17 protein-coding genes are annotated in these 15,934 nt (G+C 35.9%); 13 read left to right on the plus strand and 4 right to left on the minus strand.

Going from position 1 to position 15,934, the window contains the following annotated elements; all coding sequences use genetic code 11:
- The first annotated feature begins 51 nt into the window (after positions 1–51).
- From ISU02_RS01840 to ISU02_RS01865, 6 genes are all read left to right on the plus strand, one after another.
- Positions 52–1,563, plus strand: coding sequence for an alkaline phosphatase (locus ISU02_RS01840; RefSeq protein ID WP_194700067.1), 1,512 nt, complete (start codon positions 52–54; stop codon positions 1,561–1,563).
- A 6-nt stretch (positions 1,564–1,569) separates the two neighbouring features.
- The gene (locus tag ISU02_RS01845; RefSeq protein ID WP_194700068.1) at positions 1,570–2,736 is read left to right on the plus strand and encodes a YibE/F family protein; all 1,167 of its coding nucleotides are present in this window, start codon (positions 1,570–1,572) and stop codon (positions 2,734–2,736) included.
- Between the two features lie 171 nt (positions 2,737–2,907).
- Positions 2,908–4,629 (plus strand): methyl-accepting chemotaxis protein, encoded by a 1,722-nt coding sequence (locus ISU02_RS01850; protein WP_194700069.1) that lies wholly within the window; start codon positions 2,908–2,910, stop codon positions 4,627–4,629.
- A gap of 221 nt (positions 4,630–4,850) precedes the next feature.
- Complete coding sequence (locus ISU02_RS01855; RefSeq protein WP_194700070.1) at positions 4,851–5,660, plus strand: MBL fold metallo-hydrolase; 810 nt, start codon at positions 4,851–4,853, stop codon at positions 5,658–5,660.
- Between the two features lie 36 nt (positions 5,661–5,696).
- Positions 5,697–6,281, plus strand: coding sequence for a GNAT family N-acetyltransferase (locus ISU02_RS01860; protein WP_194700071.1), 585 nt, complete (start codon positions 5,697–5,699; stop codon positions 6,279–6,281).
- Positions 6,256–7,008, plus strand: coding sequence for an SGNH/GDSL hydrolase family protein (locus ISU02_RS01865; RefSeq protein ID WP_194700072.1), 753 nt, complete (start codon positions 6,256–6,258; stop codon positions 7,006–7,008). Before ISU02_RS01860 ends, ISU02_RS01865 begins: the two co-directional genes overlap by 26 nt.
- A 17-nt stretch (positions 7,009–7,025) precedes the next feature.
- Here the strand turns inward: ISU02_RS01865 and ISU02_RS01870 are convergent, their stop codons facing one another.
- From ISU02_RS01870 to ISU02_RS01880, 3 genes are all read right to left on the minus strand, one after another.
- A complete protein-coding gene (locus ISU02_RS01870) occupies positions 7,026–7,745 on the minus strand; it encodes a DUF6320 domain-containing protein (RefSeq protein WP_194700073.1) in 720 nt (239 codons plus the stop codon).
- 11 nt (positions 7,746–7,756) lie between these two features.
- Complete coding sequence (locus ISU02_RS01875) at positions 7,757–9,037, minus strand: hypothetical protein (RefSeq protein ID WP_194700074.1); 1,281 nt, start codon at positions 9,035–9,037, stop codon at positions 7,757–7,759.
- A 239-nt stretch (positions 9,038–9,276) separates the two neighbouring features.
- Positions 9,277–9,723 carry an Lrp/AsnC family transcriptional regulator gene (locus ISU02_RS01880; RefSeq protein WP_194700075.1) on the minus strand — a complete coding sequence of 149 codons (447 nt, stop codon included), beginning with the start codon at positions 9,721–9,723 and terminating at the stop codon, positions 9,277–9,279.
- A 142-nt stretch (positions 9,724–9,865) separates the two neighbouring features.
- On the opposite strand from ISU02_RS01880, the gene ISU02_RS01885 reads away from it, so the two are divergent.
- Complete coding sequence (locus tag ISU02_RS01885) at positions 9,866–11,263, plus strand: oxaloacetate decarboxylase subunit alpha (RefSeq protein WP_194700076.1); 1,398 nt, start codon at positions 9,866–9,868, stop codon at positions 11,261–11,263.
- Positions 11,264–11,320: 57 nt separating this feature from the next.
- On the opposite strand, the gene ISU02_RS01890 is transcribed toward ISU02_RS01885, so the two are convergent.
- Positions 11,321–11,830, minus strand: a complete 510-nt coding sequence (locus tag ISU02_RS01890) for a hypothetical protein (protein ID WP_207736143.1) — start codon at positions 11,828–11,830, stop codon at positions 11,321–11,323.
- Between ISU02_RS01890 and ISU02_RS01895 the strand changes: the two genes are divergently transcribed.
- The 6 genes from ISU02_RS01895 to ISU02_RS01920 all read left to right on the plus strand — a co-directional run bounded on the left by ISU02_RS01895 (position 11,813) and on the right by ISU02_RS01920 (position 15,907).
- Positions 11,813–12,172: a YrzE family protein gene (locus tag ISU02_RS01895; protein ID WP_194700078.1), complete on the plus strand. Its 360-nt coding sequence runs from the start codon at positions 11,813–11,815 to the stop codon at positions 12,170–12,172. The genes ISU02_RS01890 and ISU02_RS01895 overlap by 18 nt on opposite strands.
- Positions 12,173–12,272: 100 nt before the next feature.
- Positions 12,273–13,091, plus strand: coding sequence for a hypothetical protein (locus ISU02_RS01900; protein WP_194700079.1), 819 nt, complete (start codon positions 12,273–12,275; stop codon positions 13,089–13,091).
- Positions 13,092–13,102: 11 nt separating this feature from the next.
- Entirely contained in the window at positions 13,103–14,275 is a 1,173-nt protein-coding gene (locus ISU02_RS01905) for a CpaF family protein (RefSeq protein WP_194700080.1), read from the plus strand.
- Entirely contained in the window at positions 14,272–15,003 is a 732-nt protein-coding gene (locus ISU02_RS01910; RefSeq protein WP_194700081.1) for a type II secretion system F family protein, read from the plus strand. Before ISU02_RS01905 ends, ISU02_RS01910 begins: the two co-directional genes overlap by 4 nt.
- Positions 15,004–15,011: 8 nt before the next feature.
- Positions 15,012–15,680: a hypothetical protein gene (locus ISU02_RS01915; RefSeq protein WP_194700082.1), complete on the plus strand. Its 669-nt coding sequence runs from the start codon at positions 15,012–15,014 to the stop codon at positions 15,678–15,680.
- 11 nt (positions 15,681–15,691) lie between these two features.
- Positions 15,692–15,907, plus strand: a complete 216-nt coding sequence (locus ISU02_RS01920; RefSeq protein ID WP_207736144.1) for a Flp1 family type IVb pilin — start codon at positions 15,692–15,694, stop codon at positions 15,905–15,907.
- Positions 15,908–15,934 lie beyond the last annotated feature (27 nt).

Genomic DNA, 15,934 nt, shown 5'->3' on the forward strand with positions numbered 1-15,934 from the left:
CCGAACTGATATGGATGTTCAATATGGATACTTATTTTTTAGGGAGGAAACATGAAAATTTTATCAAAAAAAATTATCGCAAGTTTATTGGTGTTAACACTTATGATTGGGGGATCGTTTGCGCTGAGTTATATGAATCCAACAGCTCAAGCGATTACTACTGATAACACTTGGAGCGGTACAGCGCCAAAATATGTTTTTTTATTCATTGGTGACGGGATGAGTTATCCGCAGTTTACATCTGCAAATGATTACCTTGGTGCTGTGGCTTACGAAGGTAAGAAGGTAGAGAGTAAAAATTTAGGTTTTACGGAGTTCCCAGTGACAGGTGCGGCTATGACATTCGATTCATCTTCATTTTGTCCAGATTCAGCTTCAACTGCGACTTCAATGTCGACGGGATTTAAAACTTTAAGCGGTATTATCAACATGGATGAACAAAAATCAATTGCATATGAAACCATTTCAGAAAAACTTAAAAAGCAAAAGGGTTATAAGATCGGTGTTATTTCTTCAGTACCTATTAATCATGCAACACCTGCTGCTTTTTATGCACACCAACCTTCGAGAAATAATTACTATGATATTGCTCTCGAACTTGTAAACAGTGATTTTGATTACTTTGGCGGTGGTGGATTCCTTCAACAAACCGGCAAATCAGGAGATCAGAAAGATATTCTTGATATCGCAAAGGCAAAAGGCTACACTGTGGCAAACACAAAGGAGAGTATACTTGGCTTAACCGCTGCATCTGGAAAAGTAATTGCAATCAATCCAGAACTTGTGGGTGGTGCTCTGCCATATGAAATTGATCGAAAAGCTGGCGAGTTATCCCTTGCGGACTTCACGAGAAAGGGCATTGATACGCTCTATAATGAAAACGGCTTTTTCATGATGGTTGAAGGCGGTAAAATTGACTGGGCATGTCATGCGAACGATGCTATGGCAAGTATTAAGGATACGATTGCCTTTAATGACGCGGTATCAGAAGCTGTTAAATTCTATGAAAAATATCCAGACGACACCCTTATAGTGGTTACGGGAGATCATGAAACAGGTGGTTTGACGATTGGTTTTGCAGGCACTAAGTACAGCACATATTTAGATAATTTGTCAAATCAAGAAGGCTCTTATGAAGTGTTTGATAAATCTGTTGCTTCATATAGAACGCATAAAACACCTTTTGAAACTGTTCTCAAAGATATTAAGGCACAATTTGGCCTTATGACTGAAAAGGATGCTGATGCAAGTAAAAATGCTGAAATGGTTTTATCAGATTTTGAATACAATAAATTGAAAAGCGCTTATGAGATGAGTATGATTGAAAAATCAGATCGCAAATTAAGTGAAGAAGAATCTTTGCTCTATGGCGGTTATGAACCTCTTACGGTGACCATTACACATCTTTTAAATAATAAATCCGGTATAGGTTGGACCTCATACTCTCATACGGGCATTCCGGTGGCTGTATTTTCAAATGGTAAAGGCTCGCATCTTTTCAATGGATACTACAACAATACCGATATATTTGTTAAGCTAAAAGCCTTAACAAATGTCAAATAGTCAGCTATGAAGATATTCTTTTTAAATAAACATTTTTTACCCACACTCTTTACAATGGGATTAGCAATAATATTATTGCTAATCCCCAATCCTTTTCAGCAGGATTTATATCCAAATACAGAACGCGTTCCTGCTAGAGTTATTGAGACGGATAATAGTATGATGAGAAGTGCTGGTATTATTCAAACGGGAGAGCAATCTTGCAAAGTAGAGATTCTAGGTGGGCAGTTTAAAGGCACAGTCTTTGATGGTAGCAATTTATTAATGGGAAAATTAGAATTTGACAAAGTCTTTATCCCTGGGGATAAAGTTTTTTGCGTGATCAATTACGATGAAACAGGCATCAAATTTGTCAATATAATTGATCACTATAGATTAAATCTTGAACTCATACTTGCAATTTTATTCGGATTGGCACTGGTGGGTTTCTCAGGACTAATTGGGCTCAGGTCTATTTTATCCTTTTTAGTGACCATCTTAATGATTTGGAAAGTGTTGGTTCCTTTATTCTTATTAGGATATAATCCGGTTATCGTTGCATTGGTTGCGACAATTACATTGACCATTTGTATCATTTCGATGGTCTTTGGGCTGGACAGAAGAAGTCTTGCAGCTATATTGGGGTCCTCTTTGGGCACTTTACTCACGGCAGTTCTTGCAATTGTGTTTGTGGGGCGTTTTAAAATTCATGGTGCCATTATGAATTACTCCGAGAGCTTGCTTTATTCTGGATATCAAAATTTAGAGCTCACTCAAATTTTTATCGCAAGTATTTTTATAGCTTCTTCTGGTGCACTGATGGATGTGGCCGTTGATATTACCTCAGCGGTTCATGAACTCATGGAAAAAAATCCAATGCTGTCGAAGAAAGAAGCTGTTAAATCGGGTTTAAATGTAGGCCGATCTGTTATGGGTACTATGACAACGACTTTGTTGCTGGCGTACTCAGGGGGCTATATGGCGCTCTTGATGGTATTCACGGCACAGGGAACCCCATTACTCAATATTTTCAATTTGAAGTATGTTTCATCAGAAATTTTGCATACTTTGGTAGGGAGTTTTGGACTGGTGACTGTGGCACCATTTACTGCAGTTACCAGCGGTTTATTACTTGGTAAAGGTGAGTCAGCGGTGAAATTTCTATTAGATGAAGTCCCTTTAAGTGAAGAATAAATGAAAAAAAGGTTAAAATAGGTTGAATTGGGATGAAAAGAGAGGTGAACTGGACTGATAGTAGCAGTTTGTTCATACAAAAGACTCAATATTCTAATCATTTGTTAATGAATTTTCTAAATATTTATGTTAATATGATAAGTGTTATTAAATATTGCAGGAGGTTCGACCATGATTCGTGAGAAAACAAAGCATAAGATCAGTACAAAGATCGTTAAAATCACTCTACTTTTGATACTTGTATTACTTGTATCTACTTCAGGTTTTACCTATTATTCCATGACTAAAGAACTCAATAAAAGAATGGTCAACATTGCAGATGGCATTAATACTGCCGTTTCAGTAAGGTTTAATGAGGAGACGCTCAATCAGTTAATTCAGACAAAAGATAAAGAAAATTCAAAATATGTGCTTACCAAGGAAAACCTCATGGCTATTAAAGACGCAGCGTCCGTCAAGTATTTAAGAATTGCCGTCAAAACGGATTCTGGATATGCGTATCTAGTGGATACACTTACTGAGGCAGAAGGGTCATCAAAAGTTTTTGAACCAGTGGAAGCAGACTATATTTCTTCATATGACGAAGTAACCAGTACAAAAGAACCTGTATATGGCGAATTTGAAAAACATCAAGGCATGATTCTGTTTACAAATTATTTTCCCATTTTCGATAGTCAAAATCAAATAATTGCCTATTTAGGGGCTGGTTTTGATGTGACTGATGAAGCGAAAGATACTTTGGATACCTTTGTTTCAATTCTTATTTTAACGGCAGTTGCCTTGGTCTTGATCGGTATCATACTGACATTTCTCATCAATCGATCATTGAAACCTATTAAGACACTTGCAAATGATTGTAAAAGACTTGCTGAGTATGATTTATCACAAGAGATTAACACGGATTATAAGGGTGAATTTAAATATTTGGCAGATGCACTGAATTTGTTACAAACGAATAATAAGGCACTCATCTCAAAGGTCAAAAATATTTCAAATAGCATAGGTGAAAACTTTGTTGCAGTTCAAGAATCAAGCCACATCATTTCGGGCATGATTGAAGAGACAACTGCTGCACTTGGTGAAAACACTGAAAATATAGAGGTTCAAGTTTCAAATATGGCCCATCTTTCTAGAGATAGCAAAATGCTTTCAGATCATGTTTCGGAAATGTCTGCTTCCATTTTAAAAGCTATCCAAGAGGGTGAAGATGTCAAAAAAAGTACAGAGATTTCAAGTAACCAGATGAACCACATGAAATCACAATTTTCAGAGACAGAAGAAGGTTTTAGTTTACTCAACCAAAAGATGACAGATCTCTTTGAAAAATCGGGTGCTATACTGAGCATCATAGAAACGATCCGAAGTATTGCAGGACAGACTAACTTATTGGCATTAAATGCTTCTATTGAAGCCGCTAGAGCTGGAGAGCAGGGCCGTGGTTTTGCAGTTGTTGCAGAGGAAATTCGGAAGTTGGCGGAAGAATCTGATCAATCGGTTTCTAAAATAGATGCCATTATTAAGACTGTGTTAGATGAAATAAAAGCATCTAACGATATTACAAGTAAAAACCACAAATTGATTATCGATTCAAATCAAGAAATAGAAAGTACGATTAGTCAGTACACATCTACTGAAAAGTATATCAATGAAATTCTTGTGAATGTAATGTCGCTTGAGGATAAAATCAGTTTGATAACTCAGTTGCAATCTGAGGTATTTAAAAATACAGAGACCATTCGAGCAATTTCTAATAAAAATGCTTCAAACATTGAGAATATCAATGCGGCTTCTCAAGAGGAAAGTGCAAATGTGGAAGAAATTACGGCAAGCATTGATGCACTTAACACGATGATGCTTGAACTCAATGAACAAATTGGGATTTATAAGCTTTAAGTCTCAAAATTCATCTGTAATATGAACGAACCAATCTAACATTAAAAGACCGTTGTATTTTGAACGGTCTTTTTTAATATCAATATTTGGATCTAAGGCTGTAATGTGAGATGTTCAACCTCAAACAGCGTCAGCGTAATTTGTTTTGAGACATCGAAAGATGACTCAGATGTTGTTATATGATAAAATGATAGAAGACTATAAAAAAGGATGTGTCACTGATGGAATTTCTAACATTAATGGATAATATCGTTTATGGAGAAGTATTAACTGCAGAACACGGGCTTTCATTTCTTATAAAAGCAGGTGGTAAAAAAATACTCTTTGATACGGGACAGACAGGTGCAATTCTTCACAATGCCAGCTATCTTAATGAAGAGTTAGAGACTGTGGATTTAGTGGTTCTAAGCCATGGTCATTATGATCATTGTGGTGGACTTGAGTCTTTTTTAAAAGTAAACCATACAGCTAAGATTTATCTTAAGTCAAAAGCAATGGAGAAGAAATATAGACGTGATTACAGTTCTGTAGGATTTGAACTTCAAAAGCCACTGTCTGAATATCCAAATGAGTTTATTTTTATAGAAGATAATGTCGAAATTGCCCCAGGTATTTTATTGGTTGGACATATTAATAAATACGTAGAAACTTTTGATTCAATGGACTCTTTTTTTGTAAAAGAAGATCAAAATTATATCATGGACCCTTTTCAAGATGAGCTTTTTATGATTATTTCTGAAAAAGACAAGCACTACTTGTTTACGGGTTGTTCTCACAAAGGCATTTTGAACATCATTAAATCGTCTTTAGAACTTTTAGAGGATGCGCCACTGGAATTTGTAGCTGGCGGGATGCATTTTAACGGCAAAATCGTCAATGTACTGGATCAATATATTGAACAATTTGAGCGTTTGAATGTGAAGCACTTTTATGTCAATCATTGTACAGGGATAGAAGGTTATATGAAATTTAAAAATAGATTGAATACAGATGTGACGTATGCGTTTACTGGATTTAGGTATGAAGAGTGAGGTTTTTTAAGTCAATCATATTAGGATGGGAATCAGATGAGATTAGAAGCATTAGATATTTTTCCGGTTATTGAGACAGAGAGATTGCGACTTTGTAAAATTGAGCCTTTATATTTGGAAGCTTTTTTTGATATATTTTCAAAGGAAAAAGTCATGGAAAAGTATGGCATGTTTCCAATAACAGAGCTCAATGATGCCGTATGGCTTATTGAAAGGTTTAACGAGGGTTTTATAAATAAGCGCTCTATTCGCTGGGGCCTTATTTTAAAATCGAATAATAAGCTGATTGGAACTTGTGGGTTTCATGGGTTTAATGAGTTGTCTTCTCGTGTTGAAATGGGCTATGAACTCAATGATTTGTATTGGCATAAAGGGCTGATGGGTGAGGCATTGAAAGCTATTATCAAATGGGGTTTTACAACATTTGAGCTCAATCGGATAGAAGCGCTCATATATCCTGACAACCCTGCAAGTGAGCAAGTCGTCATGAGAAATGGGTTTAAATATGAAGGGTGTTTGAGACAATACGCTTTTTTTAGAAATGTTTATCAAGATTTGAATATGTATAGTTTATTAAAACAGGAGTGGGCAATATATGAGAATATTAGTCGTAGGAGATAGTATTTCCGAAGGGATCACTGGGGTAAGCTATCTGGAGAAATTAAAGCAACTCATGGCAGATTGTGAATTCGTGAACTTAGGTCTTGGTGGAGATACAATTATTGGCATAGGCAATCGTATTTTAGAGCATTTAAAAGGAGATGCCAACTACGATATTATTATAGTTGAAGCTGGTCATAATGATATTTTATTGCCCATTTTAGAAGAAGAAGAGTTTTTATTTAAAATGACTGCATTTACACTTAGAACGCGTGGGAGCATTCCAATCAAAGATCCTGAAATTTTTAAGGGCACTTATCTCTCAACACTTCGTGCCATACGTAAATTGTCAAATGCAAGGTTGTTTGTATCTACGCTGTCTTGTATAAATGAAGATTTAACGGCGATAAGTAACATCAAACGCACATTGTACAATCAAAAAATTCGAAAACTAGTGGATGAATTCAATACGAGTACATCTATAGTGGATGAGCAAGTCACTATAATTGAGATTGCAGAAGCATTTGATCATTATTTAAAGGCACAATCTCAAACCTCCTACTTGTTGGACAGTTATTTTAGTGCGTTTATAAAAGATGCACATAATCATATTACTGAGACTGCTGCAGACGCGTTGAGTCGTGAACGCGGTTTAAATCTCACAATAGATGGCGTGCATTTAAATTCAAAAGGCGCTCATATTTACAGTTATCTATTTTACCAAACAATTAAGTCTGCATTAATGTAGGCTTTTTTTAGAAATCACTAGACATGAAAAAGTCTGATGAGTCTTTCTTTGATATATTCAGGCATTTGATAATAAAGACCAGCCACAATACCTGAAAAGGCTAGAAGTGATATGGTTGAGATCAAGGACCAACTCAAATGTACTCTATGAATGATGTTCAATGCAATGACAATTTCAACGAAGGGCAAGAGAATTGCCAAAGTGACGCAAATATAAACGGGTATAAAAATAAAGTGATTTGTGTGCGCACTCTTGGCATATTTTTTTGCAACAATCATGGATACCGCTGTGCTGAAGACAATGATAGGGAGTGCATAGGTAAGAGACCATGTCATGTTTGCGTCGATGCTATCCAACATCGATGTTAAAAACAGCGTCATTAGACCAAGACCTAGGAAAATACGATCCACTCTTTTAATATAACCCAGCAATAGAAATAGGACGATGACTGACGCGATGATGCAGATAACGGCATATTGAAAAATTCGATGTGTCGGTCTTATCAACGAGTGCAGCACGATTAAAATGGACATAGCAGCGATACTGATCATAAAATAAGTGTAAAAAATTTTATTCTTTGTCGCATAGCTTTGTCTTGCGTGTGTATTTAGAGCTTCTGGAAAAGCCTTTTGTGTATTTTCAGTTTGGATTAGATCATCAGGGACCTTATATTGACAGAGAGGACACACTGCTATATGATCTTCTAACTTCACACCACATTTACTGCAAAATGCCATAGGGTACCTCCTTAATAATTTGTTTCTATTTTAATAGAAATCCCTTCGTTTCTCAATTTTCTAAAAAATAATCTTTCGATCACACGCTCATCGGTTAAACTGCCAAAAGAAATGGTTGTAATATCGTTGAAAGTGATCACAGTGGCCTTTATAATATTACCTTCACTTGGAGGTGGGAGCAGTTCTAGTTTTTCAATGATTTCAGCATAGGGTTCATCGATTTTGATGACACCTAGATTAGATAAGCTGCTGGTATAACTGCTTTCACCATAATAATTGTATATAAAAGGCATTGCTAAGTCCTTGATGAATAAAGGAATCAATCTGACATGCCAAAAAAGTTCGTTTTTAAAGTTTCTAGAAATATACCTTTTAAGGTATTTTGGGGTGAGGCAAAGCGCAAAATAATGATCCAAATATGTCAATATTTCGGAGCGATTGTATTCTCCGAGTCTAAGATCAATGCTGGGCGTGATGCTTATGAAGAAATTGCGCATGGTTTTTGATGGAAAAATGGACCTTAAATCAACAGGTAGATTGATAATAAGCGGTTTGAGATCCTTGAGCCTAACCGTCTCATTTTCGCGAATAAAATCTTGAATGGTTTCAAAGTAAAGGCATAGAAGCATCTTTGTAGGAGAGGTATTATAAGTCTTTGCCAACGCCTTAAATGCCGATGCGCTGTAAGTTCCGTTTGTAATTCGATATTCTCCTTTTTCAATGAGTTTGAAGGGAAAGTGGTAAGCTTTCTCCAGTTTTTGAGGACTCGGAATTTTTTTTTCATAATTTTTTTTAAAGGCATCTTCTTCTAAAGTAGCAAGTACTTCTTTAGAAATGGGGGTCTCTGCAATTGGATTGCAAGACTCATCGAGTAGGGCATGATAATTTTTGAGGATGTCTTTAAGGAAAATCAAACCTCCAGCACCGTCTGCAATGGCATGTGAAATTTCAAGATGCACTCTATTTTTAAAATAAAGGATCTTATACGGAGAAGGTTGATTATATCTCAGATCAGTGGAAGTACATGGGAAATAACGCTCTCTGTGCACACGTGGCGGTTCCGTTGTCTTTTCAAAATAATACCAGAAAATACCTCTTCTAAGTTTTACGTTAAACAAGGGAAATCGATGAACGCTTTGGCCAAGTGCTTGCTGTAATAGATCTGCTTTAACAGGCATTTTTAAAACTGCAGTCAACCTGAAAACAGTGGACACACGGGAAGAGGCTATCGAAGGATAGAGTTTTCCAGCATTGTCTAATTTAAACCAATTGTCCTGTCTTTGTTTTTTCATAAAGCCACCAACTCAATTTCAATATCGTCTATAAATACCATTTACAAAATAGTCAGAATATTCACAAAATGTTAAAAAGATTTTGGCAGAATACTGTGTAAAAATAGTAAAGGGGGGTATATTATGAATAACTTAGTAGCTTGTCTATTAGGTGTTATTAATAAATTTCCCCCCTATTTCCTCTAGTAAGTCGCTAGAGGTTTTTTTTGCCATAAATGATGCGTTAGATTAGAAGTATATTATAAGTTTTCTTCTAATGGCAAAATTGCTTTCCTCTTAAGTGGACTGGAGAGTATGATGGATGTCTTGGTACTTCCTATCGTTTGTATTTTGTCTAAAATACGCTCTAACTCATGCGTGTCTTGACATATGACTTTAACAGTCATACAATCATCCCCAGTTACATGATGACATTCTATAATAGAGGGTTCATCAATAGCAAGTTTCTTAAATTTTGCATGGGCACTAACTTTCATACCCACAAGAACAATCGCTTCAACATGCATATTTAACTTCTTAGGATCTACAAGAGCGGTATAGCCTATAATTATGCCATTTTCTTCAAGTCTTTTCACACGTTCTGAAACTGCTGGAGACGTTAAATTTACACGCGTTCCAAGCTCTTTCATAGAAACCCGACCATCCTCTTGTAGAATTTTGATAATCTTTAAATCAGTAGTATCCATTGGAAAACCCCCTAATTATATTAAGAAATTTAGTGATTAATCTTAATTAATAAACTAGATACATCATATCACTTTTTTAAAAAACTGTACAGTTTTTCGAAGCAATGATATCATTTTTTTATAACTAGCAAGGAGGATTACCATGACTGCTATTAAAATCACGGAAACGATATTAAGAGATGCACACCAGTCGCTGATTGCAACACGTTTATCGACAAATCAGATGATTCCAATATTAGAAACACTTGATTCCATTGGATATCATGCTTTAGAGTGCTGGGGGGGCGCAACATTCGATGCTTCTCTGCGTTACTTGAATGAAAATCCATGGGATCGATTGAGATTATTACGTAAGCATGTTAAAAATACAAAATTACAAATGCTGTTAAGAGGCCAAAATTTATTGGGTTATAAGCATTATGCTGATGATGTTGTCGAAGAGTTTGTAAAAAGATCTATAGGCAACGGTATTGACATTATTCGTATCTTCGATGCCTTAAACGATATAAGAAATATAGAAAAGGCACTTATCACCACTAAAAAAGAGGGTGGACACGCTCAAGCAGCTATTTCATATACCATTAGTCCTATTCACACCATTGATACTTTTGTTGATTTGGCTAAATCTATGGAGCAATTAGGGGCAGATTCCATATGCATTAAGGACATGTCTGGGCTTCTTGCACCTTATGAGACTGAAAAACTTGTCAAAGCGATTAAGGCCAATATATCTGTACCACTGGAAATTCATTCGCATTGTACAAGTGGACTTGCTTCTATGACTTATCTTAAGGCAATTGAAGCAGGTGTGGATATCATTGATACGGCTATTTCGCCATTTGCAAGTGGCACATCACAACCGCCTACAGAACCTTTTGTTGCAACTTTAAAGGGCACTGAATTTGACACTGGACTGGATTTGAAACAACTGGATAAAGTGACTCAATATTTTGCGCCTATTCGAGATAATGCTCTGGAAACGGGTTTACTGGATCCTAAAATTTTAGGTGTGGATATCAATACTTTGGTTTACCAAGTTCCAGGGGGAATGCTTTCAAACCTTGTCTCTCAACTAAAAGCTCAAAATGCGCTTAATAAATTTGAGGAAGTCCTTAAAGAAGTACCGCGTGTGAGAGAAGATCTAGGTTTTCCACCACTTGTGACACCTACAAGCCAAATGGTTGGGACTCAAGCTGTACTCAATGTGATTATGGGTGAGCGCTATAAAATGGTGCCTAAGGAAATCAAGGAATACGTAAGAGGTATGTACGGTAAACCAACTGTTCAAATTTCCAAGGAGATCATTGAAAAAATAATTGGCAATCAAGAAGTTATTACTTGTAGACCAGCAGATATAATAGAGCCTCAACTTGAAACAGAACGCAATAAAATGAAAGCTTATCTTGAAGAAGAGGAAGATGTGCTCTCATATGTTTTATTCCCACAAGTTGCTGAAGACTACTTTAAATATAGACAAGCTGAAAAATATAAGATTGATGGTGAATTGGTGGATACAGAACAACAAACATATCCAGTATAGTCTGAAGTCAAAATAAAATATCCCAAAAGATCGCTTAAAATCTAGGCGATCTTTTTTTTAAAACAACAAGATTTGAGCCGAAAGCTGTGCTGAGGAATGTTCATCCTCAAACAGCGTCAGCGAAAATCGTTTTGGGGCATTGAGCGATGCCCCAAATGTTGTTGTATGCAAGATTTGAGCCGAAAGCTGTGCTGAGGAATGTTCATCCTCAAACAGCGTCAGCGAAAATCGTTTTGGGGCATTGAGCGATGCCCCAAATGTTGTTGTATGCAAGATTTGAGCCGAAAGCTGTGCTGAGGAATGTTCATCCTCAAGCAGCGTCAGCGAAAATCGTTTTGGGGCATTGAGCGATGCCCCAAATGTTGTTGTATGCAAGATTTGAGCCGAAAGCTGTGCTGAGGAATGTTCAACCTCAAACAGCGTCAGCGAAAATCGTTTTGGGGTATTGAGCGATGCCCCAAACGTTGTAACGCTTTCATTATGGAAATAAGCATGATACAATAATAAGAGTGCTTCACAGCGACAAAGAAAAAAGAAATGGAGGCAACGATGGGCAAGAAAGAACAAAAGATTTCTCCAATGCCGAGCAAGAATCAGACGCGAAAAGACAGATACAATCAAATGGTTTATGAAAATTGGCCAGCGAATAGAGCGTTGGGTAAACGAAAATTTGTGTTCAAATTTGGGGCTTTGAGTTGGGGACTTGGTACCTATGTGATCTATTGGATAATGATGATGATTTTAAACTTGATTACAAAATCGAATGCGGCATTTAATTTGTATCAATTTATTTTTACGCTTTTGCTTTTCATCGTAGTGGGCTCTATTTATGGCATTATTCTGTGGCATCGAAATGAAAAAATATTTAAGACCAAATATCCATACGGGCGCAAGGCGCAATCTAAATAATTTAGAAGAGCTCAAGGCTCTTTTTTTTTTGAAAATAATATTTACAATTAATGTAAAATAAACTATAATAAAGCATATACCAAATATTAGGAGGATTCGCATGTACTATTTTTACGCTTCTCAATATACGGAACTGTGCTTCAATAAAGTAAAAGCGTATATGCCCAATGCAAGTCTTTGCTGGGATTTAGAATCCATAATGATTTCAGACGATGACAAGCTGATCATTGAAGCAAATCTAAGTGATAAAATACCAAAATGGGTTAAAAAAAATCAAATTGTTTTGCTTTCAGAGGAACCAGGGGGAAAAGATACCATTTACATGTACCAGAGTTACTTTGAGATTATAAAAAAGATCAAAGGACAGAACAAACAAGTGTTCTCAATTATTTCGGATGAGGTGAATGCAATGTATGCCCCCTTGCTTTCAAAGGCGATAATATCCAATAATCCTGTTATTATATGCAGTTTTAATCCCGATACGGAGACAGATATGTTGTTTGATTTGAGCGGTGAAAGTCATTTGACTTTAGAATGTATTGAGCCTTATCTAAGAAAGCACCCAGAACATACTTTTTTGGAATTAAACTTCTTTAAATCTCTCATGGATATGACGCATCCTCCAAAAGATTTAATCATCAATATTTTGGATCTTTTAAAAGATAAATACCATTTAATTTTAAACCTTATGCCCATTAAAAACGAATTTGATTTAAATTTGATCAGCATTTCAGATTACTTGATCTTTATTGCTTCAGAGCCAACTAAATTGAATGTTTCTATCGTGGAACAACTCAGGCATTTTAATGAGCAAGGGGTATTACATGATATTTATCTATCCGCTTTTGATAAAAAGAATGAAGAATGGTCTAATGGCCTATCCAAAAAATTTGCAGATCTGGTTAAGGACTGTATCTGAAAGAAGGACGTATGATATCGTATGAGATGATCAAAACACTTAAAAATAAAATATTAGAGAAAATTCCTAAAGTTGAGGAACCCTTTGTCAGTCAAGCCATACATCAGGAGATTGCAAATTTAAACCATCTCACCATAGAAGAAAAAATGGCTTTAAAAGCAACACTTTGGGATACAATCTTCAAATATGATGTGATTCAACCTTTGCTGGATGATGACAGTATCAGCGAAATTATGATCAATGGCCCTGAGAACGTTTTTGTAGAAAGATCTGGACAGTTGGAAGCCATCGATTTAAAGTTTTCAAATCATGATCATTTGATGAGTTTAGTTCATAAAATTGCCACTGAAATTGACAGACCTATAAATACGGGCACACCTATTATGGATGCAAGACTTAAGGATGGCTCAAGAGTTAACATTGTCATAGAACCTGTGGCTTTAAATGGCCCTGTGGTGACAATTCGTAAATTCAAGCAGTCCTTTAACAACCCTGAGGAACTCATACAGAATAAAATGCTCTCTAGAGAGCTTGCTGATTTTTTAAAGTTGTGTATCCAAAGCAAGTTTAATATATTCATCTGTGGCAGTACGGGTTCTGGAAAAACGACATTGTTGAATTGTTTAACGCATTATATTCCATCATCAGAGCGCTTGATAACCGTAGAGGATGCCGCAGAACTTCAAATCCAAAATCATGAAAATTTGGTTTCTCTTGAAGTTAAGAAATCCAATACCAATCAACAATCCATTACAATTTCACATTTGATTAAAAATGCACTTCGGATGAGGCCCGATCGGATCATTGTGGGTGAGGTAAGGGGCGAAGAAGTTGTGGATATGCTACAAGCCATGAATACAGGCCATGATGGCTCTCTTTCCACAGGACATTCAAATTCAGGTATGGACATGCTTACGCGGCTAGAAGTTATTGCATCCAGCCATTCTGAAATTAATCACACTTTGATTCGGCGTCAAATTATTTCTGCCATTGATCTTATTATTTTTATCGAGCGTTTGCCAAGTGGCAAAAGGAAGATTACAGAAGTCAGTGAAGTGATTAAAAATGAAACAGATTATGTTTTAAATAAAATATTTGATTTTTATGAACCTATAGGTCCAAATCCAATAGGTTTTAAAGAGGCACTTGTCAACAAACACAAACTTAGGAGAGCTGTTGTATGAAGTCAGAAAACTTTTTTAAATATTTAAAGTCAAAGGATTTCAGAATTATTTTTTTTGACTTAACATTCTATATATTGGGAATTAAATCATTTTATAACAGTTTCTTATTGCTGCCTTTGCCAGTGATTGTCATTGCAATCCTCATAAAATTTAGCAGGCGATATGATCGAAATTATGCCAGTGAAATCAGTTTTCAACTCATAGAATTCCTGAATTATATCAATTCCAATTTAAGTATTGGGATGAGTTTTGAACATGCCATTCTCTCTTATGAAAAAGATCGTTATTCATCGTTTGATGACAACATGAGGAGGCGATTTGAAAAACTGATCAATGCCATTAGGATGGGCGTATCTCAAGAACAATTATTAGGCGTTTTGGAAACTGTATTTCCGATAAGAGATACTAAGCGATTTGCCTCGATGTTAATTCAGAGTATGAAGACGGGTGCCAATCAATCTTTTATCGTGAGTATTACACTGGATAAACTCTATATCAAACACAAAACAGAGTCCGAAATACAAATGATTTTATACCAAAAGAAGACTGAGCAAATGATTCTTTGTATGGCACCTATGCTTGTTATACTCATGATCAGAGGGATGTCTCCTGAATATTTAATGCCTCTGTATACGGAAGTCATTGGGCGAATGATTATGACATTTTCATTTTCACTTTTAGTGGCCATGAAGTTAATCTCTAAAAAAATCATCCAAATAGAAGTATAGGAGGCAATATGCTAAAAGTTAAAATGCTAAAAGTAAAAGATAAGGATAAAGATGAAGATGAAGATAAGGATAAAGATAAAGACTTAAAAATAGAGCTTAAGAAAGGGGAAGGCAAGAAAAAGACCAGTAAATTGAAGCAGAAGAAAAAGCAGAAATCTAAATCTAACTTAGAAATTAAGTTAGAACTCTACAATAAGAAAGTAGACGCTTTTTTATATATGCATAAACTCAAGAAACTCAAACCACACCCCTTTGCAGTAGAACTCCCCAGTTTTATTCAAGAGATTATACTCAATATGACATGTGATATGACCATTGAAAGCGCTGTAAAGGGTGCAATTATAAACAACAGCGAGAACCCGAATTTTGAAGCTTTAAATCTCAAAATCGAAAAACAGATTTCTGCAATTAATGCACTCAATATGTTCGCGCTTGAATGTAATTTTCACGATCTTTGGAAACTCTCCAGACTCATCAATCAGAATTTTTTAACAGGGAGTGTCAACACGTATTCGGCAATGGAGAGATTTCACGATGAGCTCTGGGATCAAAAGTTACAAAATGTCAAAACAGCTTCAGAAAGGGCGAGTTTGTACTTAACCTTCGTACTGATGTTGTCACTGTTTAGTGTCATTGTGGTGGTTGTTACACCCATTATGATAAATATAAATTTATAGGAGGAGAACTTATGTTATTGAGTCATTTGATGCCCTTGTTGCCCAAGAGCGTATATTGTGCTATTAAAAGTGTTAATTTAAAAGATGAAAGAGGCCTTGGCACGATTGAAATGGTAGTGCTGATGGCTGTTTTGATTGGCGCGGCATTTTTATTTAAGGATCTTATTAAAAGTGTTTTTGATAGGTTAAAAGCTGTAATCGACGGAAAGGGATTAGAAAATCTCTAGGGACGAAGTCACTGTAAAAATGAAATT

It is taken from the genome of Fusibacter ferrireducens, assembly GCF_015352425.1.
Lineage (GTDB): Bacteria > Bacillota > Clostridia > Peptostreptococcales > Acidaminobacteraceae > Fusibacter_A > Fusibacter_A ferrireducens.